The organism is Mesorhizobium sp. 8, assembly GCF_006351905.1.
Lineage (GTDB): Bacteria > Pseudomonadota > Alphaproteobacteria > Rhizobiales > Rhizobiaceae > Mesorhizobium > Mesorhizobium composti.
Genome location: NZ_CP040914.1, coordinates 4557143 through 4579259 on the forward strand (window position 1 = coordinate 4557143; position 22117 = coordinate 4579259).

The window sequence follows — 22117 nt, forward strand, 5'->3', positions numbered from 1 at the left end:
GCAAAGCGGGTCTCCGGTATGCCGACCCGCAACTTGCTCCAAACTCGTTTGGAATCTGGTCAAACTGACAGGAAAACCCCTTGAAAAGCAAGCCCGGCAGGCTCGTGCGATGAGGCGCCGCAGGCTTTGTCGGGGATAAACTTCATCTGGTCCCGCAAGTGTCGCCCGTCATCGGCAAATCGTCTGGAAAACCGCATGGCCGGTCCGCGAAGGCGGCCGGCCATGCCGTGGTTTCACGAACGTTTTCAGGCCTGGTCGTTGATCAGCCGCCGCAGCAGCTCCAGTTCCTGCGCCAGCGTGTTGTCGGAACCGGACAGGTCCTCGATCTTGCGCACGGCGTGCAGCACGGTGGTGTGGTCGCGGCCGCCGAAGCGCCGGCCGATCTCGGGCAGCGAGCGCGGCGTCATCACCTTGGAGAGATACATCGCCACCTGCCGCGGCTTGACGATGGTTCGCGTGCGCCGGTTGGACAGCAGTTCCGTCTTCGAAACGTTGTAGTGGCGCGCCACGATGCGCTGGATGTCCTCGATGCGGACCCGCTTCGGTTCGCCCGAGCGGTAGATATGGCCGAGGATGTCGTCGATGCGCTCGATGGTGATCGGCTCGAACGACTGGCGGAACAGCAACTGGTTGAAGGCCCCTTCCAGTTCGCGGCCAGAGCCGGTGACGGTGCGCGCCACATGGGCGATGATGTCGTCGGCAATGGCGAGCGAAGGATCCTCGGCCTGAGCGGCCGCGAGCCGCTGCTTGAGCATCGAAAGCCGCATCGCATAGTCGGGCGCGGCCATTTCCAGCGCCACGCCGCCGTTGAGGCGCGAGCGCACGCGCGGCTCCAGCGATTCCAGTTCCGCCGGCGGCCGGTCGGCCGCCACCACCACTTGCCTGGCGCTGTCGAGCAGCATGTTGATGAGATGGCAGAACTCGTGCTGGATCGACTTGCCCTGCAGGAACTGCATGTCGTCGATGATGAGCAGGTCGATGTCGCGCAGCCGCTCCTTCAGCGTCAGCGCGTCGTTGTCGCGGATGGCGGTGGCGAAGCGCCACATGAAATATTCGGCCGTTAGGTAGACGACACGCGATTTCGGGTTGTGCTTCAGCGCTTCCGCCGCGATCGCCTGCAACAGGTGCGTCTTGCCGAGGCCGACGGTGGCATGCAGGAACAGCGGGTTGAAGCGCACCGCGCTGGAGGCGGATTCGGCCACCGCCCGCGCCGCCGCGAACGCCACCCGGTTGGACGGCCCCTCGACGAAGGAAGCGAAGGTGTAGCGCGGGTCGAGCGGCGAGCCGAGCACGCTCTGGCGCTGCTCGCCGTCCATGCCGCCGCCTGCGCTCGCGGCACTGCGCGGTGCGGGAATGCGCTCCGGCTTGCCCGGCGCCAGCGTGCCGGAGGAAAGCGCCGTCTGGGTCTGGCGTACGGTCTTGCGTGCCGGCGCCGCTTCGGCCTCCGTGTGGCGCACAGGCCGCACGGCGCTGCGCACGATGATTTCGACCTTGAGGACGTCGTCGTCCTGCTGCTTCCACAATTCGGTGATGAGATCGAGATAGTGGCCGTTGATCCACGAGCGCAGGAATGCCGTCGGCACGGAAAGGCGCACGATGCCCTTGGAGGCTTCGGCCAGCTTCATACGGCCGAACCAGCTCGAATAGACCTCGCTGCCGAGCCGGGCCTTCAGCTGGGCCTTGATGCTCTCGAAGCGCTGGTCTGCCGCGCTGTTTCCCACGGTGTCGCTCCCGCCGGGATTACCCGCAAACGGGATGTCGCCGCTCATCTCCCTTTCGGTGCCGCTCTGCATTCTTATGGTTCCTGTCTTCGTACCTTCGTTGCGCCGGGGGTGCGCCTCCTGCACCTTGATCCCGACGATGCTCCTTGCCGGCCGCACCGGTCGCCGCTGACCGTCGCCGCCGTTTGCCCGCTGCCGTTGCCGACATGGGGCCGCGGGACCGATCAGGCAAAGCAATGCCGCCCGGCTAAAGCCGGTGGGCCTGCGACTGCCATGCACAATGACTCAGTCCCCTACGCATCGAGAGGGCAAACCTCGCCCGTTCGCGGAGACGATCCGCGTTGTGGACGCTGCCGATTTCAGCTAGGTCGAGGGCCTGGGGCCCGTCCCTTTCGATGGGCAGACACTAACGAAATCGCTGTGGAAAGGGCAAGGCCGCCTCTAACGGATTTTTAACGAATCTGGTTAGCGTGGGCGCCTTCCGGCGCGGTGTCGCACCGGGTCGAAACCGCAAAGCCGTTGTGATTCAAACCCTTTTCCAAGCCGTGTGAAAAAGGGTAGCTGGCGCGAAATATTTTTTATTATTTCCCTTGACACAGGCTTGTTCGCCGCCGCCCTGGGCATAGTGTGGACGGCTTGTGGATGACCTTCCGTAAGTGTCTGGAATAAAACGGAAATGTCTGCCCGGAGCAATCGCCGCCGGAGGCTTTTGCGCGCTCTCTAATGGACCGGGCAGGCCCTCCCGCCGGCAAACGAAAACGAGGTCTGCCGGCCTGCCGCAGCGGCAATCGGCACGGCCGTTTTCCAAGCCCTTGCCGACAAACGAAAAAACCCGGCGCGATGCGCCGGGTCGATTGGAACGGGCCTGCCTTTGAGGGCGATCAGGCGGTCAGGGTCTTGACCCGACGCGTCAGCCTGGAGACCTTGCGCGAGGCGGTGTTGACATGCAGCACGCCCTTGCCGGCGGCGCGCATCAACTCGGGCTGGGCGATCTGCAGGGCGGCCTCGGCGGCGGCCTTGTCGCCGGCGGCCAGGGCTTCCTCGACCTTGCGCACATAGTTGCGGACGCGCGAACGGCGGTTCTTGTTGATCGCCGTGCGGCGGGCGATCTTGCGCGTTGCCTTCTTGGCCGAGGAGGTGTTGGCCATGGTGCCTCTCTTCTGATCTCAACGGGTCGGCGCCACGGCAAGCCGCAAGGCGCAAAAAACAAACGGGCAGCCACGCGGCCGCCTCAGTTGGTGCGGCTTATAGTTCAGCTTTCCGGGCGCGTCAACGGAGAAGCTACAGCAATTTGCTCTATGTCGCTCACCGGTTCCTGAACGCCGGCTTGCGCTTCTCGGCGAAGGCGGCCATGCCTTCCTTCTGGTCGTCCAGCGCGAACATGGAATGGAAGACCCGCCGCTCGAATCGCAGCCCCTCGGCCAGTGTCAGGTCATAGGAGCGGTTGACGGCTTCCTTGGCCATGATGACGGCGGGCAGCGAGAAGTCGGCGATCTTCTGGGCGGCCTTCACCGCTTCCTCGACCAGGTCGGCCGCCGGCACGACCCGCGACACCAGTCCCGAACGCTCGGCCTCAGTGGCGTCCATCATGCGGCCGGTCAGCACCATATCCATCGCCTTCGACTTGCCGACGAATCGGGTCAGCCGCTGCGAGCCGCCCATGCCGGGCATGACGCCGAGCGTGATTTCCGGCTGGCCGAACTTGGCGCTGTCGGCGGCAATGATGAAGTCGCACATCATGGCGAGCTCGCAGCCGCCGCCCAGCGCATAGCCGGCCACCGCCGCGATGACGGGCTTGCGCGTGCGGGTGAATTCCTCCCAGCCGACGAAGAAATCCTCCAGATAGGCCTCGACATAGGTCTTGGCCTGCATCTCCTTGATGTCGGCGCCGGCGGCGAAGGCTTTTTCCGAGCCGGTGACGACCATGGCGCCGATGCCGTCGTCGGCGTCGAAGGCCTGCGCCGCCGCCACGATATCGGCCAGCACCTGCGAGTTCAGCGCGTTGAGCGCCTTGGGACGGTTCAGTGTAATCAGCCCCACCTTGCCGCGCGTTTCGGCGATGATCGTTTCATAGGCCATGGTCTTCTCCCGTTCGGCTGGTGCTGGGCCGCGATGCTACTTCTGACAGGTGGGACAGTAAAAGGTCGAGCGGCCGCTTTGCACGATGCGCCGCACCGTGCCGCTGCAACCGGGTGTCGGGCAAGGTATGCCCTCGCGGTCGTAGACGGCGAAGCTATGCTGGAAATAGCCGAGCGAGCCGTCCGCCTGCCGATGGTCGCGCAAGGAGGAACCGCCGGCGGCGATGGCGTCGGCGATGACGGCGCGAATCGACCCGGCCAGACAGTCGGCCATGGCGCGCGCCTTCGGGCCTGCCTTGCCGAGCGTGCCGGCGAGCCGCAGCGGCGACAGGCCGGCGCGCCACAGCGCTTCCGACACATAGATGTTGCCGAGCCCGGCGATCAGGCTCTGGTCGAGAAGCGCTGCCTTCAAGGGTGCCTTCCTGCCCTGGAGCAGGCCCGCCAGCAGCGGCCCGTCGAGCGCGTTGCCGGTCGGCTCGATGCCGAGCCCGGCAAGCATGGCGTGCTCGTCCGGCGCCCCTTCGGCGAACAGCATGAAGCCGAAGCGGCGAGGGTCGTTGTAGACGACGCGCGCCGGTTCTCCCTTTTCCGTCGAGAGGTGGAAGACGACATGGTCATGAGCGGCGTTCTTCGAGCGCTCGTAGTGGAAATCGCCGGGGATCTCGCCCGCTCCGTCCTTTTCGATGCGGAAGGAGCCGGACATGCCGAGATGGCAGATCAGCACCGGACCGCCGTCGACATGCATCGTCAGGTATTTGGCGCGGCGCCCCAGCGCCGTTATGCGCCGGCCCTCCAGCCGTGCACCGAAGGGCGAGGGCAGGGGAAAGCGCAGGTCCGGCCGGCGTGCCTCGACCCTTTCGATGCGCGCGCCTTCCATCACCGGCTGCAGGCCGCGCCGGACGGTCTCTACCTCGGGCAGTTCAGGCATGGCCGCGTAACGCCTTGAGGAAGGAGGTGCCGTTGCCGCCGGGGGCGATGCCGAGATGCTCGGCCACGGTAGCCCCGATGTCGGAGAAGGTCGGCCTCAGCCCGACGGCGCCGCCCTTCAGTCCCGGCGCCAGCCCGGCGATGGGGATGCGCTCGCGCGTATGGTCGGTGCCGTGCCAGGTCGGGTCGTTGCCGTGGTCGGCGGTCAGCAGGAAAAGATCGCCGGTCTTCAGTTTGGCCAGCGCCTCCGGCACGCGCCGGTCGAAGGCCTCGAGGGCTGCCGCATAACCCGGCACGTCGCGACGGTGGCCGAACTCGGTGTCGAAATCGACGAAGTTGGCGAAGACGAAGTCGCCGTCCTTCGCGTCGTCCAGGGCGCCGAGCGCGGCATCGAACATGGCCATGTTGCCGGCGCCCTTGCGCACCTCCGAAATGCCGCGATGAGCGAAGATGTCGCCGATCTTGCCGATGGCAATGACCTTGCCGCCATGGTCGATCACACGGTCGAGCAGCGTCGGCTCGGGCGGCGGCACGGAAAAATCCTTGCGGTTCGGCGTGCGCTTGAAGGTGTCGCGGCTCTCGCCGAGGAACGGGCGGGCGATGACGCGGCCGACATGCAGCGGGTCGCACAGGCGCCGCACCACCTTGCAGAAGTCGTAGAGCCGTTGCAGGCCGAAATGCTCCTCGTGCGCGGCGATCTGCAACACCGAATCGACCGACGTGTAGCAGATCGGCTTGCCGGTCTGGATATGCTCCTCGCCGAAATCCTCGATGACGGTGGTGCCGGGCGCATGCCGGTTGGCGAGGATGCCGGGCACCCGGCCCTCGCGGATCATCGCCTCGGTCAGCGCGGCCGGAAAGGCCGGAACCGTGTCGGGAAAATAGCCCCAGTCGAAGCGTGCCGGCAGGCCGGCGATCTCCCAATGGCCGGAGGGCGTGTCCTTGCCGGCGGAGATTTCCTGCGCCGCGCCGTGGAAGGAGGAGGGGGCAAGCGTGATCCCTCGGCCGAAGTCGAAGCCGGTTGCGATGCGCGCGGCTTCGCCGAGGCCGAGCGCGACCATGTTGGGCAAAAGCAGCGGCCCTTGGCGCAGGCCGTCCCGGTCGCCCTTGCCCGCCGCGCATGCTTCGGCGATGTGGCCGAGCGTATCGGCGCCGGCGTCGCCGTATTTGCCGGCGTCGGCGGCTCCGCCGATGCCGAAGGAATCGAGAACGAAAACGAAAGCGCGCGCCATCGGCTGCCCATGCTGGTTGCAACCCAGACATAGGAGCCGGCGCCCGCCTTGGCAATTCGGAAACCAAACGGCAACCGCTTGCCGCGATAATTCCGTTTAGGACATGGGACCGGTGGGGCAGATCGTGAAGAAGGGACGCAGGACGCATGCGCGTGTCGCGGCGGCGGGGCTCGCCGCGATGGTGACGCTCGCCTGCCGTCCGGCCCTGGCGGATTGGCGCCAGGATATCGGCACCTTCCGCATCGGCATTGTGGCCGAACCCGGCGCCGGCAATGCCGTTCCCGGCCTTGCCCTGCTGACGGACGCCTATTCGAAGGCGCTCGGCATGAAGGTCGAGGTTCTGGTGGCGCGCGACTATGCCACGCTGATCGAGGCGCAGATCGACCGGCGCGTCGACTATGCGGTCTATTCGGCCACCGCCTATGCGCTGGTTTCGCTCCGCTGCGGCTGCGTCGAGCCGCTGGTGGCGCCGACCGATGCCGACGGGGCCGCCGGCATCCGCTCGGTCCTTGTCACGCGCGACGCCAGGATATCGAAGCCGTCCGACATGGCCTCGCGCCGCATTGCGCTCGGGCCTCCCGACAGCGTCGCCGGCACCTTGATGCCGCTGGCCGATCTTGCCGCCGCCGGCGTGACGGACCTGGAAGGCCAGCCGCTGCTCTGGCGCGCCGCCTCGGCTTCGGCCGCCGAGGCTATGCTGGCGGCCGGCACCGTCGATGCCATGTTCGGCTGGGAACGGGCGTCGGCAACGCGCGGCGGGGACCGGTCGTCGGGCGGCGGCACCGTGGCACGCCTGAAATCGGCGGGCATCCCAGCCTCGGCGCTGCAGGTGGTGTGGACGTCTAGCCTGCTGCGCTACGGGCCGCATGCCGTGCGCAGCGACCTGGACGCCGACGCCAAGCGGCGCCTCGTCGATTTCCTGACCGGCCTGAAGGACCGGGACCCGAAGGTCTACCGCCTCATGGAGCGCGGCCATCCCGGCGGCTTCGTCGCCGTCAATCCGAAGGACTACCAGCCGGCGGTGACGCTGGTGCGCGCCGTTGCCGGCAAGTCCCGGCCTTAGCTACCAGGGCAGTTGGAGCAGGGGACGGTCAACGTCACGCGCGGCCTGACATAATAGGTGTTGCTCATCGTAATGTCGCCGAAACTCGATATCAGGCCGGTCGCGGCCACGTTTTGTCCCGACCAGGCGATGATGGGCTTGTAATCGAGCGTGCTGGTCACCTGTAGCAGGAAGGAATCCGGGACGTTGAGCTTGGCGGGCACGTTTATGGTGTTGTCGGTCGCCTCGCCGGTCTTATACCGCCATTCCACCGTCGGCCCTTCGGACGTTATCGTGATGGCGGTGATGGTGATTGTCGGCGTGGAGCGGTGGTAGGGCTGCATCGTCGAGGCGGCGACGGCCACGATATCCCCAAGCGTTTCTGTATTGACCTGGGACTGCTGCGAGACGAGGTCCGCTACCGTGAAGCCCAGGCGGGCGACCTTCCTGCTGGTTTCGAGCCCTTGCGATGCCTCCATGGTGATGAAGTAAAGTATCAGCAGGACGGGCGCGATGAAGGCGAATTCGACCGCCGCCACGCCGCTCCTGTCGGCGCAAAGCCGCCTGATCCCTGCCGCCAGTTTCCTCATTGCCCCATGCGCCCCCGCGCTCGCCATGATCGTCGCTTCCGGCCCCCGCGCCAGCCCGCTAGTCGTTGAAGGGTTCGTTCTGCCAGATCGCCGAAGCGAAATGCAGCGTGTCGGTATCGTTCAAGTTGGACAACTGGAGAGCCATGTAGTCCGTCATTACCGGCCATTCGTAGAAGACCCGCAGCATGTTCTTGGTCATCGACGTGCCGGGAAGGAACTTGAATTCATCATCGACTTTCTGGCCGTCAGCCAGCTTGGTCAACTGGACCCCGTCCCTGCCGTTTTTCTTGGCGATCTCGAAGCCAAGTTCGGCGGCATCGTGAAATGTGGTGAAAGTGCGCAGGTCCACGTGGATGCGGCCGAGACAGTTGTTTGCGGCCAGCAGGCTGAGCTGGTTGCAGATCTGCTGCTTCACCCAGTCTTCGGTGGCGTCGGCCTTCTTGACCTGGCCGGTGCGCAACTGGCGCGCCACGGTGTCGGTGGCGTTGACCATGACTTCCTGGGATGCGAAGGAAACGCAGCTTTCGAGGATGACGAAGACCAGTGCGAAAAAGGCCGTGCCCAGCAGGCCGAATTCGATGGCTGTCACGCCGCGGCGATCCTGCGCAAAGCGGACGAGCAGGCCCTTGCCTCGCGTCTTGCGGTCGTTCGGTCGGCCAGATGTGTCGTCCATGTCGTGCGGCCCGTAAACTCTGTCGCAGGGCACCGTAGACGAAACCTGTTGAGGTCCGGTTTGACGGAAACCTAAATTCGCACGGTTTGCATTAACGCGCCGCTAACCCGGCCGTCGAGCCGGTCAGGCTTGAGCGCCGGTCAGTTGCCGGCGTTCATTTCCATTTCCGAGGTGCGCTCGGCCTCGCTCTTGAACGAGCTCTCGCAATAGGGCGTGCACGACATCGTCTGCACCTGCGAGCGCCGGTAGATGCGCACCGTCGAGGCGTTCTGGCGCGTCACGGTCACCTGTTCGTCGATGATCGGGCTGCCGTCCTTGTCGAGCACCACCAGGTTGGTGACGCCGAAGCCCTTGCCGGTAAGCACGATGGTGGAGGCGTCCTGCACGGCGGCATCGGCGATCAGCGGGTTGCCGACGACGATGGTGTCGGCCGCGCGCGCCAGCTTGACGATCCGCGCCTGGTTCATCGTCACCTCGATCCCGGCGTCCGCCCGCGCCGGCGCCGCGAAGGCCGTTGCCGAAAGCAGCGCGGCGGCGATCAGGAACGATCTCGACAGGGCCATTTCAATCTCCGGGCTGCGCGGATTGCGCGAATGTGTTCAACGGATCATGAACGGGATTGGTGAACCAACGGTTAAACGGCGGCGCCCCCGGCATCGCGGAGAGACGGGAATCGCGCAAATCCGCCGTTCCCGGCTCATCGATCCTTAACGGAAATCGCCTAAGGTGCCTGTAGTGGCGCATTCGCCGCCCGGAACCATGGTGGACCCCGATGCTTGAAGCCCTGATCTTCGTCGTCTTTCCCTTCTGCATGCTGTTCGCGGCGATCTCCGACATGCTGTCGATGACGATCGCCAACCGGGTCTCGCTCATCCTCGCCGGAGCCTTCATGGTCGTGGCGCCGCTGACGGGCATGGAGTGGACGCAGTATGGCCTGCATCTGGCCGCCGGTGCCTTGGTGCTGGCCTGCACGATCGGCCTGTTCGCCCTCGGCGCCATGGGCGGCGGCGATGCCAAGCTGATGGCGGCGACCTCCGTGTGGATGGGTTTCGGTACCTGCCTCGTCGATTATCTTCTTATCGCTTCCGTCATCGGCGGTCTGCTGACCATGGCGCTGCTCGTCTATCGCGGCTCGGTGCTGGCGACGATGACGCGCAACAACCTGTTCCTGCGCCACTTCGCCGACGAGAAGATGGGCATTCCCTACGGCATCGCGCTGGGCCTCGGCGGGCTTCTGGCCTTTCCGGCATCGCCGCTGGTGCAGTGGGCGCTGGAGCGCACGGCCTCGTGAGCGCTCGCCGGCACAACTTTCTCGCAAAGGCGGCTCCGGCCGCCTTTTTCATGCCTGCCGGTCGATGCGGCGGGCGATGCTTCGCATTTGCATAAACGTTAAATTAATCACGATCGTAAGCATTGCATTAACCCTAATTTGACGATTGCCGCTGCAAAGTCCCGCCTGGCTAGAGGTTTGCTAAGGGCGAGGGTTGGGCATATGCCGGCATCCCGATTGATTATCTTGAGCGTCGCGGTGGCCGCAGCCGGGGGGGCCGGCTATGTCGCCAAGAACATGGCGGTCAAGCCGCCTGCCGAAGTCGTCGTCAACACGCCGCAGCAGCCGGCCATCGCGTTGCAGGATGTGCTGGTGCTGTCCGGCGACGTGCCGATGGGCGGGACGCTGGCCAACAACATCTCGTGGGAAAAGTGGCCGTCCGACGGCGTCAACGCCAATTTCATCACCCGCGCCAACGAGCCCGACGCGGTGGAAAAGCTGAAGGGCTCGGTCGCCCGCATGGCCATGTACACCGGCGAGCCGCTGCGCCGGTCCAAGCTGATCGGCGAGGGGCAGAGCTTCATGTCCTCGATCCTGCCGTCGGGCACCCGCGCCGTCGCTACCTCGATCGCCGCCGATACTTCCGCCGGCGGCTTCATCCTGCCGAACGACTTCGTCGACGTCATCATGACCCGGCGGGTCGACAAGGACGTTCCGGGGTCGAACGGCTTCTTCACCGAGACCATCCTGAAGAACATCCGCGTGCTGGCCATCGACCAGACGATCCAGGAAGACGAGGAAGGCAAGAAGACCCGTGTCGGCCAGACGGCGACGCTGGAGCTGACGCCGCAGCAGGCCGAGATCATCACCGTCGCCCAGCAGATGGCGGATCGGCTGACGCTGGCGCTCAGGCCCATCGCCGACGCCGACGAGAAGGTCACCGGCGAGGCCGATTATCTCGTTTCCGGCAACGGCCGGCGCGGAACGGTGCGCCTGATCAAGTCGGGAGAGGTTTCCGAAATGGGAGCTAGGAAATGAGGACACATGCTGGAGTGCGCATCGCGCTCGCCGCCGTGCTCGGGCTCGGCCTGTTCGCCGCCGGCTCCTTCATGCCGGTCGAGGCGCATGCCGGCAAGGCGCGCGTCGGAACCAGTTCGGCAAACCAGCACATCAAGCTCGGTCTGAACAAGTCGGTGGTCCTCGACCTGCCCAGCGATGCCTATGACATCCTGGTCGCCAACCCGGCGGTCGCCGACGCGGTCACCCGCACCTCGCGGCGCATCTATCTGTTCGGCAAGGCGGTCGGCGAGACGAACATCTTCGTCTTCGGCGCCAACGGCGAGCAGATCGTCAGCCTCGACCTCGACGTCGAGCGCGATGTCGCCGGCCTGGAGGAATATCTCAAGCGCTTCATTCCCGGCTCCGACATCAAGGTCGAGCTGCTCAACGACAACGTGGTGCTGACCGGTACCGTCGACACGCCGCTGGATTCCAAGCGCGCCGCCGACCTCGCCACCGCCTTCGTCACCGGTGGCGAGGCGACGACGGGCCAGTATTCACAGACCGCGGCGGGCGGCAACGCCGCCGGCGGCGTCGATATCAACAACCCCGACTCCCAGCGCCAGAAAAGCGCCATCATCAACCTCTTGCAGATCATCGGCGACGATCAGGTGACGCTCAAGGTGACGGTCGCCGAAGTCAGCCGCAACGTCATGAAGCAGCTCGGCGTCAACATGGTCGCCAATGGCTCGAGCAACGGCATCAGCTGGGGCGCCGTCAGCGCCCAGCAGTTCGGCCTCGGCATGCCGATGCAGGGCGCGGTCAATCCGGCGTTGTCGCTGGGGACTTCCACGCTCAACGCCTATCTCAATGCCATGGAACAGGGCGGCGTCATGAAGACGCTGGCCGAACCGACGCTCACCGCCGTCTCGGGCGAGAAGGCCACCTTCAAGGTGGGCGGTGAATTCAACATGACCTCCGGTTACACGGAAAACAAATCCAACGATAACCGCGACGGCAATCCGACCTATTCGCACGAGAAGATCGAATACGGCATTGGTCTCGAATTCCAGCCTGTCGTCCTTTCGCCCGGCCGCATCAGCCTGAAGGTCCGGACGAGCGTGTCCGAGCCGACCAACGAGGGGTCGGTGGTCGCCGGCGGCGGCAGCGTGATCTCGCTGCGCAAACGCCTTGCCGACACCACCATCGAGCTGCCCTCCGGCGGTTCGATGATGATCGCCGGCCTCGTTCGCGACGACGTGCGCCAGGCGCTTACGGGCATGCCCGGCCTCTCCAAGATCCCGGTACTCGGCACGCTGTTCCGCTCGCGCGATTTCGTCCGCAACGAGACCGAGCTTGTCATCATCGTGACGCCCTATCTGTCGCGGCCGGTGGCGCGCAACGAGCTTGCCAAGCCGGACGACAATTTCAACGCCGCCAGCGATGGCGCCGGCATGTTCCTTGGCCGCGTCAACCGCGTCTACGGCACCATGCAGACGGACAGGCCAGCCGGCCGGTATCACGGCGTCGTCGGCTTCATCTACAAATAAGCGGGGAACGGACATGTCTGGTTCAAACTTTGGAGCAGGGGTCATGGCGACAGCGCCGCATTCCGTTCGCCGGTTCCGTTTAGGCACCTCCCTTCCGCTCGTGGCAGTTGCCGCCGCGGCACTGCTGGCGGGCTGCGCCAACCGCGATTCCATCACCGTCGGTTCGGTGCCGGACGATTACCGCACCAACCATCCGATCGTCATTTCCCAGCAGGATCTCAAGATCGACCTGCCGGTCGGCGCCGGCGACCGTGGTATGACCAGGGCGCAGCGCCAGACGCTGCTCGGCTTCCTCGACGGCTACGACAGGAGTGCGGCACCCCTGCTCACCATCGCGGTGCCGTCCGGTTCGGCCAACGAGATCGCCGCCCGCGCGGCCGCCCGCGATTTCGCCCGGCTGGCGGCGGCCAGCGGCATCAGCCGCAAGCGCATCTCGACCCTGTCCTACCAGGCGGGCGGCTCCGACGTCTCGGCGCCGATCCGCGTCTCCTATACCGCCGTCAAGGCGCATACCGACCGTTGCGGCCGCTGGCCGGACGACCTCTTGAACAATGCCGAAAACAAGCACTACGCCAATTTCGGCTGCTCCTACCAGAACAACCTCGCCGCGCAGATCGCCAATCCGGCGGACCTGATCGGGCCGCGCAAGCAGACCACAATCGACGCGGAGAATCGCGGCAAGGTGATCGACGTCTATCGGGCGCGAGGCATCTCCGAAGAGTTCCTCGGCAATTCCGAAGTGACCTACTAGGCCGCGGGGGCAGGACGATGAGCAATCTCGCCTACGACACCGATATCGAAGGCAGCGACGACGCCCGCGACGTCGCCGCCATGCAGACCCTGCGGCCGATCCCGCGCATCTCCATCCAGGCTTTCTGCGAGACGGAAGGGGTGGCCGGGCCGATCGAGCGCGCCGGCAGCGACCGCCGCATGGCCAAGGCGCACCTCAAGGTGCATATGGGCGGCATCCCGACCGCGATCGAGTTCTACCAGTCGGCGCCGACGCCCAACCTGATCCTGCTGGAATCGCGCGCCGAGCCGAAGGAACTGATGGCGCAGCTCGGCCAGCTCGCCGAGCATTGCGACCCCAGCTCCAAGGTGGTGGTGGTCGGCCACTACAACGACGTCGGCCTTTATCGCGAGCTGATCCGCTCCGGCATTTCCGAATACGTCATCGCGCCGATCTCGATGGCCGACATCGTCAGCGTCATCTCCTCGATCTTCGTCGATCCCGAGGCCGAGCCGATCGGCCGCGCCATCGCCTTCGTCGGCGCCAAGGGCGGCGTCGGATCTTCCACCATCGCCCACAACGTCGCCTGGGCGATGTCGTCGCTGTTCAAGTCCGAGGTGATGGTGGCCGACCTCGACCTCGCCTTCGGCACCGCCAACATCAATTTCGACCAGGACCCGGCGCAAGGCATCGCCGAGGCGGTCTTTTCGCCCGAGCGCATCGACGAGGTCTATCTGGATCGCCTTCTGGCGCAATGCGCCGAGCACCTGTCGCTGCTGGCAGCGCCCTCGACGCTCGACCGCGTCTGCGATTTCGACGCCGACGCCTTCGCCCACATCATCGATACCGCCCAGCGCAGCGCGCCGCTCCTGGTGCTCGACGTGCCGCATGTCTGGAGCGGCTGGTCGAAGAACACGCTGGCAAGGGCCGACGACGTGGTCATCACCGCGACGCCCGAGCTGGCCAACCTGCGCAACACCAAGAATCTGGTGGACATGCTGAAGAAGCTCAGGCCGAACGATCCGCCGCCGAAGCTGGTCCTCAACCAGGCCGGCGTGCCCAAGCGCCCCGAGATCAGCCCGCAGGATTTCGCCGAGCCGCTCGGCATCACGCCGATGGCGGTCATTCCCTTCGAGCCGCTGCTGTTCGGCAACGCCGCCAACAACGGCCGCATGCTGGGCGAAATGGACGCCAAGAGCCCGATCGTGGCCATCGTCAACGAGGTCGCCCATGTGCTGACCGGCCGCAGCGAACTCAAGACCAGGAAGAAGGCCGCCCTCGGCGGCATCCTCGAAAAGCTGAAGCGCGGCAAGAAGTGATGGCAGTTCGGCGGAATCGGTAGCGATCATGTTTGGCAAAAGAGGCAACGACGACGGCAACCGGGGCGTTCCCGAGTTCCGCCCGACCGCGCCGGCGGCGCCGCCGGCGGAGGCTGTCCCGCGCTCCACCGTGGCGGAGGCGCCCGCACGTCCCGCCGCAACTCCTCCCAGCGCCCCCTTGGCTCCGCCGGCGCCGCCGCCGGTCACGCGCCGCAACGTCGAGGCTCCGCCGCTCGCCGCCGAGCCGCGGCGCGGCCCGCGCGAACGCTCCGAGGCCTATTACGACACCAAGAGCCAGGTCTTTTCGGCGCTGATCGACACCATCGACCTGTCGCAGCTCGCCAAGCTCGATCCCGAGAGCGCGCGCGAGGAAATCCGCGACATCGTCAACGACATCATCGCGATCAAGAACTTCGCCATGTCGATCGCCGAGCAGGAAGAACTGCTCGACGACATCTGCAACGATGTTCTGGGCTACGGCCCGCTGGAACCGCTGCTGGCGCGCGACGACATCGCCGACATCATGGTGAACGGCTCCAAGAACGTCTACATCGAAGTCAACGGCAAGGTCGAGACGACCGGCATCCGCTTCCGCGACAACCAGCAGCTCCTCAACATCTGCCAGCGCATCGTCAGCCAGGTCGGCCGCCGCGTCGACGAATCTTCGCCGATCTGCGACGCGCGCCTGCCCGACGGCTCGCGCGTCAACGTCATCGCGCCGCCGCTGGCCATCGACGGCACCGCGCTCACCATCCGCAAGTTCAAGAAGGACAAGCTCACCCTCGACCAGCTCGTCCGCTTCGGCGCCATCTCGCCCGAAGGCGCGGAGGTGCTCAAGATCATCGGCCGCGTGCGCTGCAACGTCATCATCTCGGGCGGCACGGGCTCCGGCAAGACGACGCTGCTCAACTGCCTGACAAACTATATCGACCGCGACGAGCGCATCATAACCTGCGAGGATTCGGCCGAACTGCAACTGCAGCAGCCCCACGTCGTGCGCCTGGAAACCCGCCCCAAGAACCTCGAGGGCGAGGGCGAGGTGACCATGCGCGACCTGGTCAAGAACTGCCTGCGCATGCGACCCGAACGCATCATCGTCGGCGAGGTGCGCGGCCCCGAGGTGTTCGACCTGCTTCAGGCGATGAACACGGGCCACGACGGCTCGATGGGCACCATCCACTCCAACAGCCCGCGCGAATGTCTCAACCGCATGGAATCGATGATCGCCATGGGCGGCTATTCGTTGCCGCAGAAAACCGTGCGCGAGATCATCGTCGGTTCGGTCGACGTCATCATCCAGGCCGCGCGCCTGCGCGACGGCTCGCGCCGCATCACCCACGTCACGGAAGTGGTCGGCATGGAAGGCGATGTCGTCATCACCCAGGATATCGTCGTCTACAACATCAAGGGCGAGGACCAGAACGGCCGCCTGCTGGGCGAGCATGTCTCCACCGGCATCGGCCGGCCGCATTTCTGGGAACGCGCGCGCTATTTCGGCGAGGAACTGCGCCTGGCGACCGCGCTCGAGGCGATGGAGAAACGGGCCGACTGACGCCGCCGTGGGAAAGGCAGGGGCTTTGCATCATGTTTGGAATTGATCCCACGACCCTGGCTTTCGTGGCGCTGGCCGGCTTTGCCGCCGGTGCGGTCGCCTATGCCTTCCTGTTCAACGACATCAGCCGGGAAAAGCAGGTCGGCCGCCGCCTGCAGACCGTCAAGGCGGCCGACAGCGACCGTGCCGCGGCCAAGGCCTCGCGCGACCGCATTGCCGAAGTGGCCAAGCGCCGCAAGTCCGTGCAGGATTCGCTGAAGGACCTGGAAGAAAAGCAGAAGCGCAAGGACGTCAACGTCAAGAAGCCGCCGCTCAAGGTGCAGTTGCGGCAGGCCGGCATGACCGTGACGATCGAGCGTTTCTATCTTTATTCGGGCATTTTCGGCCTGGTGATGGCCTTGCTCTTCTTCCTGGTCGGGGCGCCGCTGTTCGTCGCGCTGGCGATCCTGCTGGTCGGCGGGCTCGGCTTGCCGCGCTGGCTCGTCTCGTTCCGCCGCAAACGCCGCGTCAAGAAGTTCCTCGACGAGTTTCCCAACGCGCTGGACGTCATCGTGCGCGCCGTGAAATCCGGCCTGCCGCTCAACGACGGGGTGCGCCTGATCGCCAACGAGGCGCAGGAGCCCGTCAAGACCGAGTTCCGCCGCATCGTCGACGCCCAGCAACTCGGCCTGTCGATCCCCGATGCGGCCATGCGCATGCCCGAGACGATGCCGTGTCCCGAGGCGGGCTTCTTCGGCATCGTCATCCAGATCCAGAGCCAGGCCGGCGGCAACCTTTCCGAGGCGCTGGGCAATCTCTCGCGCGTGCTGCGCGACCGCAAGAAGATGAAGGCCAGGGTGCAGGCCCTTTCGATGGAAGCCAAGGCTTCCGCCGCCATCATCGGTGCGCTGCCTTTCGTCGTCGCGGTCATGACCTTCATCACCAGCCCCAAATACATCATGCCGCTGTTCACCACCGATACCGGCCATCTCATCCTCGGCCTCTCCGGCATCTGGATGGGGATCGGCATCTTCGTGATGCGCAAGATGATCAATTTCGACGTGTAGGTGCAGCGATGGGCGTCGTCAAAACCCTTACCGATCCTTCCTTCCTCATCGCGCTGCTGGTCGGCATCGCCGTCTTCGCCACCGTCTTCACGCTGGTTCCGGCCTTCGGCGGCAACCCGCTCAAATCCCGCATGAAGTCGGTCGCGCTGGAGCGCGAGGAACTGCGCGCCAAGCAGCGGGCCCGTCTGGCGGCCGAGGCCGACCGCCGCCGCAAGGGCCTGCGCGAGGAACAGTCGCTGGGCATGCGCACCATCGTCGAGCGGCTGGACCTGAAGCGCGCCCTGGCCGACGAAGGGACCATGCAGAAGCTGAAGATGGCCGGCTTCCGCGGTCAGAATCCGCTGACGAAGTTCCTGTTCTTCCGCCTGGTCCTGCCGTTCGTCGGCCTTGCCTTGGCGGTTGTCTATGTTTTCGTGCTGGACGGCCTGCCCGAGCAGTCGACCTTCGTGAAGATCTTCATCTGCGTTCTGGCCGCCTATGCGGGTTTCTACGCGCCGGTATTTTATGTCTCCAATCTGGTGACCAAGCGCAAGCAGTCGATCCAGCGCGCCTGGCCCGATGCGCTCGACCTGATGCTGATCTGCGTGGAATCGGGCATGTCGACGGAGGCGGCCCTGCGCAAGGTGGCCGACGAGATCGGCTCCCAGTCGGTGGCGCTGGCCGAGGAGTTCGTGCTGACCAACGCCGAACTGTCCTACCTGCAGGAGCGCCGCCAGGCCTACGAGAACCTCGCCGCGCGCACCGGGCTGGAAACGGTCAAGTCCGTCAGCCAGGCTCTTATCCAGGCGGAGCGCTACGGTACGCCGGTCGCCCACGCGCTGCGCGTGCTGGCTTCCGAGAGCCGCGACATGCGTATGAACGAGGCGGAGAAGAAGGCCGCCGCCCTGCCGCCGAAGCTCACCGTGCCGATGATCCTGTTCTTCCTGCCGGTGCTGTTCGCCGTCATCCTCGGCCCGGCCGGCATCCAGATCAGCGAGCAGGGCGGCCTCTTCGGCCCCGCGCACGCGTCGACGCAGGACAGCTCGAAATAGGGCAGGGGTGGCCGTGCCCTTCCGGGCAAGGCGCAGACGGCGACCAAACAAAAACCCGGCTGTTCGGCCGGGTTTTTCATTCGTCGATCGTGCCGGGTGGCCGCCGGCGGGCCGGCGGATCGGTCAGTTGGTGTTGGTTTCGGCGCCGCCGCCCTTGTCTTCTTTCTTGAGCTGGTTCCAGGCGTTCTGCTGCGACAGCATCTTGCGCAGGTAGGCGACGTTGGCGGCGGCCTGGTCGGGCGGCAGTTCCTGCGAGGCGATCTTCTCGGCCTCGTCGAAGCGGCCCTGCAGGCCGACCACCAGCGCCAGGTTCTGGCGTACGCGGCTGTCGGCGCTGGGCTGCTGGGCGGCCGAGCGCAGATAGGTTTCGGCCATGCGCAGGTCGCCGCCGAGCAGATAGGACATGCCGAGATTGGACAGCACCGACGGTTCGTTCGGCTTCAGTTCGAGCGCCTTGCGGTAGCGTTCGCGCGCCTGGTCCTTCTGGCCGAGCTGGTCGAGGATTGCGCCTTCGGCCGAAACCAGCTTCCAGTCCGGGTATTCGGGCGTCTGCGCCCGGCGCACGGCGTCCAGCGCCGGCTGGAGCTGGCCGTTGGCGGCGAGCGCCTTGCCGTAAGCCGCCAGCACGTCGCGATCCTTGGGATAGGCGATGGCGAGCTTGCGCATGACGGCCAGCGACTGGTCGGCGTCGCCGTTCATCTGCAATACGGTGGCGTATTTGATCGCCAGTCCCTTGTCGTTGGGATTGCTCGCATAGGACCGGCCGAGCGCTACCGAGGCGCTTTGCAGTTCGCCGGCCGACATCGTCTCCACCGCCTTGCCGCGCGAGGGGCCGATCGAACCCGTACTCATGCGGTCGGTGCCGCAGCCCGCCAGTCCGGCCGCCATGACCAGCGCCAGCGCCGTCGCTGCGAAGCGGGCCTTACCCCTCGTGCCGGCATGTCTCGACATGGAATCAGGCCTCCGTTGCACAAAGGCTCCCGTCGAAAGGTGCCTTCCCCAGCCGAGAAATATTCTGTTAACCCTAACGCTTGGTTAAGAAGCGCGAGTCGGCGTCCGTCCGGCTCGGCACTGGAGTGCCCATGCCCGTCGAGATCGTCTCCCGCAAATCGAAAAAGTCCTTGCCGGTCCATCTGGTGCGGCCGGGAGAGCTGGAAGCGGCCGGCCTGCCGCCGTCCGCGACCGCCTGGGCGAAGGCCGCGGGCTTTTCCGGCGACGCGGGCCGCGCATTGCTGGTGCCGGGCGAAAACGGCGCACTGGCCGGCGCCCTGTTCGGGCACGGCGACGGTATGCTGGCGCTGGGTGCGCTGGCGCGTGCCCTGCCGGAAGGCGACTGGCATTTCGCCGCACAGCCGGCCGATCCGGACCTTGCCGCGCTGGCCTTGCAACTCGGCGGCTACGTCTTCACCCGCTACGGCAAGAAGCCGGGCAGGGCGCTGCGCTTCGCCTTGCCGGAAGGCGCCGACGCTGCCCGGGTGGAACGGCTCGCCGCCGGCACCATGCTGGCGCGCGACCTCGTCAACACGCCGACCAGCGACATGGGGCCGGAGGCGCTGGAAAAGGCCGTGCGCGGCCTCGCCCGCATCCACAAGGCGACGGTTGCCGTCATCAAGGGCGACGACCTGTTAAAGAAGAACTTCCCGATGATCCACGCCGTCGGCCGTGCCTCGGCCGAGGCGCCGCGCCTGATCGACCTCGCCTGGGGGCCGAAAGGCGCGCCGAAGGTGACGCTGGTCGGCAAGGGCGTGTGCTTCGACACCGGCGGCCTCGACATCAAGCCGGCGTCCGGCATGCTCTTGATGAAGAAGGACATGGGCGGCGCGGCCAACGTGCTGGGGCTCGCCTCGATGATCATGGCCGCCGGTCTCAAGGTGCGGCTGCGCGTGCTGGTCCCGGCGGTGGAAAACTCCATCTCGGCCAACGCCTTCCGCCCCGGCGACGTGCTGACGAGCCGCAAGGGAGTGACCGTGGAAATCGGCAACACCGACGCCGAGGGCCGTCTGGTGCTCGCCGACGCGCTGGCGCTGGCCGACGAGGAAACGCCCGACCTTCTGATCGACATGGCGACGCTCACCGGCGCCGCGCGCGTCGCGCTCGGACCGGATCTCGTGCCCTTCTACACCCACGATGATGCGCTTGCCGGCGATCTGGCGGCCGCGTCGCACGCGGTCGAGGACCCACTCTGGCGCATGCCGCTGTGGAGGCCCTACGAGGCGAAGCTGTCCTCCAAGGTGGCCGACATGAACAACGTCACGGCCGACGCCTTCGCCGGCTCGGTGACGGCGGCGCTCTTCCTCGGCCGCTTCGTGGCGAAGGCCAGAAGCTGGGCGCATTTCGACATCTTCGCATGGAACCCCGCCGACCGGCCACATGGCCTTGCCGGCGGCGAGGCGCAGGCGATCCGCGCGCTGGAGAAGGTGATTTCGAGCCGGTTCGGCTGATCTCCATCTGAAACGCATCCGAAACGATTTGCCGCCACAATGACGGCATGGCGATCACCATGCGACCGTCCCAGGCGATGCGGCTCTGGCAGCAGGTTCTGCTGGCCGAGGTGCGCGACGACGCGCCCGACCTGACGCAGCGCCAGATGGCGATCCTGCTCACCATCTACCTCGACCCGCCGCCGCACACGATTCGCGCGCTGGCGGCGCGGCTCGGCGTCACCAAGCCGGTCATCACCCGCGCGCTCGATACGATGGGAACGCTGAAGCTGGTGTCGCGCCACCGCGACGAGCTTGACCGCCGCAATGTGCTGGTCAAACGCACGGTGGAAGGTGCGCTCTATGTCGAGCGGCTCGGCGATGCTATCGTTGCCAAGGCACTCGACCTGCCGATCTGATGGTTGGCCCTGTTACTGGCCCTGATACTGGATTGAATCTTGACCGTTCGCGACCGCCGCCTGCACGCCTTCCGCTCCGATCTCGCCGACAAGCGCCTTGAGGGCGAGGTGGAAGCCGCACGCTTCGTCACCGGGCGACCGGCGCGCATTGCGGTGCCCGTCGCCGACGTGCGCCGCGAGCCGCGCCCCGATAGCGGCATCGACACCCAGTTCCTGTTCGGCGACGACGTGACGGTGTTCGACGAGGCCGGCGGTTTCGCCTGGGTGCAGGGCGCGCGCGACGGCTATGTCGGCTATATCGCGGCCTCGGCGCTCGCCGGCCGAGATCATGCGCCGACGCATCTGGTCTCGGTGCCGCGCACCTTCCTTTATCCCGGGCCGGACCTGCGTTTCCCTCGCGGGGAGGCCCTCTCCATGGGTTCGGCGCTGACAGTGACCGGCACGGCCGAGACGCGCGGCACGACCTATGCGCTGCTGCCGTCCGGCGAGGCGGTGATCGCCGGCCATCTCACGCGCATCGGCGAGAATGCGGCCGACTATGTCACGGTGGCCGAGCAGTTCGAGAACACGCCCTACCTGTGGGGCGGCGTCTCCGGTTTCGGCATCGACTGCTCGGGTCTCGTCCAGCTTGCCATGCGCATGACAGGGCGCGACGTGCTGCGCGATTCCGACATGCAGGCGAACGGGCTGGGCGAACTGCTCGATCCCGGCGCGGACTATTCCGGCCTGAAGCGAGGCGACCTCGTCTTCTGGAAGGGCCACGTCGCCGTCATGCTCGACGCCGACATCATGATCCACGCCAACGGCCACACCATGCAGGTCTCGCGCGAGGGCCTGCGCGAAGCGGTTCAGCGCATCGGCTACCTCTACGGCGGCCCGACCGGGTTCCGGCGACCGTAAGAGCTGGCACCTGTCTGCCGGCGGGCAGGCTAAAGCGGTGCGAACGCTGTGCGCTTGTAGTTCCGGAAGCTGAGCGGAGCGCAGTGGCGAAGTTCTCCTCTCCCCGCAGATGGTACGGCTGCTGCATATGGCGCAGACCCCCCACCCCTAACCCCTCCCCGCAAGGGGGAGGGGGACTTTGCGGCACCGCTATAGCGCGCCAATCTTGCCGATTTCGGCTGAAACGGCGGCGTCAGCGTCCCCCCCTTGCGGGGAGGGGTTAGGGGTGGGGGTACTGCACCACATGCGACAACTCCTCCGTCGCGGAGAAAGGAGCGCCTTCGCCGCGTCTCTTTCCGCAAAAAACTTCCCGAAATCTATCCCCGTCCTTTCCGCCCGCTCTATACTGCCCGTCATCTCCTGTGCGGGAACGCGGGTCGCGAACCGGGCGCTTGTGGCAGGAGACGGTGCCGGGCTGGTCGTCTACGGTAGGCGGCTGGGCGATGAACCCCCAAGTCCGGGCCTCGACCGAGCCAGCGGGCCGCCCGAAAGGCGGCAGCGACCCTCGGGGAGGCAAGACACCGGCGGGCGCGGGAAGCCGCGCCACTATTTAACTTAGCAGGCACGGCCCCCGCGCCC

Annotated in this window: 21 protein-coding genes; 12 read left to right on the forward strand and 9 right to left on the reverse strand. The window is 66.1% G+C overall.

Annotated features, from left to right (window positions below; translation table 11 throughout):
* Positions 1-245: 245 nt before the first annotated feature.
* The 5 genes from dnaA to FGU64_RS22000 form a co-directional block, all read right to left on the reverse strand.
* On the reverse strand, positions 246-1769 hold the full coding sequence (gene dnaA, locus FGU64_RS21980; RefSeq protein WP_230978821.1) for a chromosomal replication initiator protein DnaA: 1524 nt from the start codon (positions 1767-1769) through the stop codon (positions 246-248).
* An 833-nt stretch (positions 1770-2602) separates the two neighbouring features.
* Complete coding sequence (gene rpsT / locus FGU64_RS21985; protein WP_136359313.1) at positions 2603-2869, reverse strand: 30S ribosomal protein S20; 267 nt, start codon at positions 2867-2869, stop codon at positions 2603-2605.
* Positions 2870-3026: 157 nt separating this feature from the next.
* The gene (locus FGU64_RS21990) at positions 3027-3800 is read right to left on the reverse strand and encodes an enoyl-CoA hydratase (protein ID WP_139955031.1); all 774 of its coding nucleotides are present in this window, start codon (positions 3798-3800) and stop codon (positions 3027-3029) included.
* A gap of 36 nt (positions 3801-3836) precedes the next feature.
* Positions 3837-4727 (reverse strand): bifunctional DNA-formamidopyrimidine glycosylase/DNA-(apurinic or apyrimidinic site) lyase, encoded by an 891-nt coding sequence (mutM, locus tag FGU64_RS21995; protein ID WP_139955032.1) that lies wholly within the window; start codon positions 4725-4727, stop codon positions 3837-3839.
* Entirely contained in the window at positions 4720-5958 is a 1239-nt protein-coding gene (locus FGU64_RS22000) for a phosphopentomutase (protein WP_139955033.1), read from the reverse strand. The genes mutM and FGU64_RS22000 overlap by 8 nt, the downstream gene beginning before the upstream one ends.
* 112 nt (positions 5959-6070) lie before the next feature.
* Here FGU64_RS22000 and FGU64_RS22005 point away from each other — a divergent pair, with 112 nt between their 5' ends.
* Positions 6071-7021, forward strand: coding sequence for a PhnD/SsuA/transferrin family substrate-binding protein (locus FGU64_RS22005; RefSeq protein WP_348639777.1), 951 nt, complete (start codon positions 6071-6073; stop codon positions 7019-7021).
* Here the strand turns inward: FGU64_RS22005 and FGU64_RS22010 are convergent.
* From FGU64_RS22010 to FGU64_RS22020, 3 genes are all read right to left on the reverse strand, one after another.
* Entirely contained in the window at positions 7018-7617 is a 600-nt protein-coding gene (locus FGU64_RS22010) for a TadE/TadG family type IV pilus assembly protein (protein WP_139955034.1), read from the reverse strand. The genes FGU64_RS22005 and FGU64_RS22010 overlap by 4 nt on opposite strands.
* A gap of 31 nt (positions 7618-7648) precedes the next feature.
* Positions 7649-8263: a TadE/TadG family type IV pilus assembly protein gene (locus FGU64_RS22015; RefSeq protein ID WP_139955035.1), complete on the reverse strand. Its 615-nt coding sequence runs from the start codon at positions 8261-8263 to the stop codon at positions 7649-7651.
* Positions 8264-8403: 140 nt separating this feature from the next.
* Positions 8404-8826, reverse strand: coding sequence for a pilus assembly protein N-terminal domain-containing protein (locus FGU64_RS22020; protein WP_139955036.1), 423 nt, complete (start codon positions 8824-8826; stop codon positions 8404-8406).
* A 209-nt stretch (positions 8827-9035) separates the two neighbouring features.
* Here FGU64_RS22020 and FGU64_RS22025 point away from each other — a divergent pair, with 209 nt between their 5' ends.
* The 8 genes from FGU64_RS22025 (at position 9036) to FGU64_RS22060 (ending at position 17760) form a co-directional block, all read left to right on the forward strand.
* The gene (locus tag FGU64_RS22025; protein ID WP_139955037.1) at positions 9036-9554 is read left to right on the forward strand and encodes a prepilin peptidase; all 519 of its coding nucleotides are present in this window, start codon (positions 9036-9038) and stop codon (positions 9552-9554) included.
* A gap of 201 nt (positions 9555-9755) precedes the next feature.
* Complete coding sequence (cpaB, locus tag FGU64_RS22030; protein ID WP_139955038.1) at positions 9756-10571, forward strand: Flp pilus assembly protein CpaB; 816 nt, start codon at positions 9756-9758, stop codon at positions 10569-10571.
* A complete protein-coding gene (locus tag FGU64_RS22035; protein ID WP_168734562.1) occupies positions 10568-12082 on the forward strand; it encodes a type II and III secretion system protein family protein in 1515 nt (504 codons plus the stop codon). The genes cpaB and FGU64_RS22035 overlap by 4 nt, the downstream gene beginning before the upstream one ends.
* A 43-nt stretch (positions 12083-12125) precedes the next feature.
* A complete protein-coding gene (locus FGU64_RS22040) occupies positions 12126-12833 on the forward strand; it encodes a CpaD family pilus assembly protein (RefSeq protein WP_246671192.1) in 708 nt (235 codons plus the stop codon).
* A gap of 17 nt (positions 12834-12850) precedes the next feature.
* Positions 12851-14131 carry a CpaE family protein gene (locus tag FGU64_RS22045; protein ID WP_136359293.1) on the forward strand — a complete coding sequence of 427 codons (1281 nt, stop codon included), beginning with the start codon at positions 12851-12853 and terminating at the stop codon, positions 14129-14131.
* A gap of 28 nt (positions 14132-14159) precedes the next feature.
* Entirely contained in the window at positions 14160-15683 is a 1524-nt protein-coding gene (locus tag FGU64_RS22050; protein ID WP_139955040.1) for a CpaF family protein, read from the forward strand.
* A gap of 32 nt (positions 15684-15715) precedes the next feature.
* Positions 15716-16729 carry a type II secretion system F family protein gene (locus FGU64_RS22055; RefSeq protein ID WP_139955041.1) on the forward strand — a complete coding sequence of 338 codons (1014 nt, stop codon included), beginning with the start codon at positions 15716-15718 and terminating at the stop codon, positions 16727-16729.
* Positions 16730-16737: 8 nt separating this feature from the next.
* The gene (locus FGU64_RS22060; RefSeq protein ID WP_136359287.1) at positions 16738-17760 is read left to right on the forward strand and encodes a type II secretion system F family protein; all 1023 of its coding nucleotides are present in this window, start codon (positions 16738-16740) and stop codon (positions 17758-17760) included.
* Positions 17761-17883: 123 nt separating this feature from the next.
* Here FGU64_RS22060 and FGU64_RS22065 read toward each other — a convergent pair whose 3' ends face one another.
* Positions 17884-18711, reverse strand: coding sequence for a tetratricopeptide repeat protein (locus tag FGU64_RS22065; RefSeq protein ID WP_136359285.1), 828 nt, complete (start codon positions 18709-18711; stop codon positions 17884-17886).
* A gap of 131 nt (positions 18712-18842) precedes the next feature.
* Here FGU64_RS22065 and FGU64_RS22070 point away from each other — a divergent pair, with 131 nt between their 5' ends.
* Genes FGU64_RS22070 through FGU64_RS22080 form a run of 3 tightly spaced genes read left to right on the forward strand, consistent with a single transcriptional unit; the run spans position 18843 to position 21499 of the window.
* Positions 18843-20201 carry a leucyl aminopeptidase family protein gene (locus tag FGU64_RS22070; protein WP_139955042.1) on the forward strand — a complete coding sequence of 453 codons (1359 nt, stop codon included), beginning with the start codon at positions 18843-18845 and terminating at the stop codon, positions 20199-20201.
* A gap of 47 nt (positions 20202-20248) precedes the next feature.
* Positions 20249-20599 (forward strand): MarR family winged helix-turn-helix transcriptional regulator, encoded by a 351-nt coding sequence (locus FGU64_RS22075; RefSeq protein ID WP_136359281.1) that lies wholly within the window; start codon positions 20249-20251, stop codon positions 20597-20599.
* Between the two features lie 39 nt (positions 20600-20638).
* Entirely contained in the window at positions 20639-21499 is an 861-nt protein-coding gene (locus tag FGU64_RS22080; protein WP_139955043.1) for an NlpC/P60 family protein, read from the forward strand.
* The last annotated feature ends 618 nt before the right edge of the window (positions 21500-22117 follow it).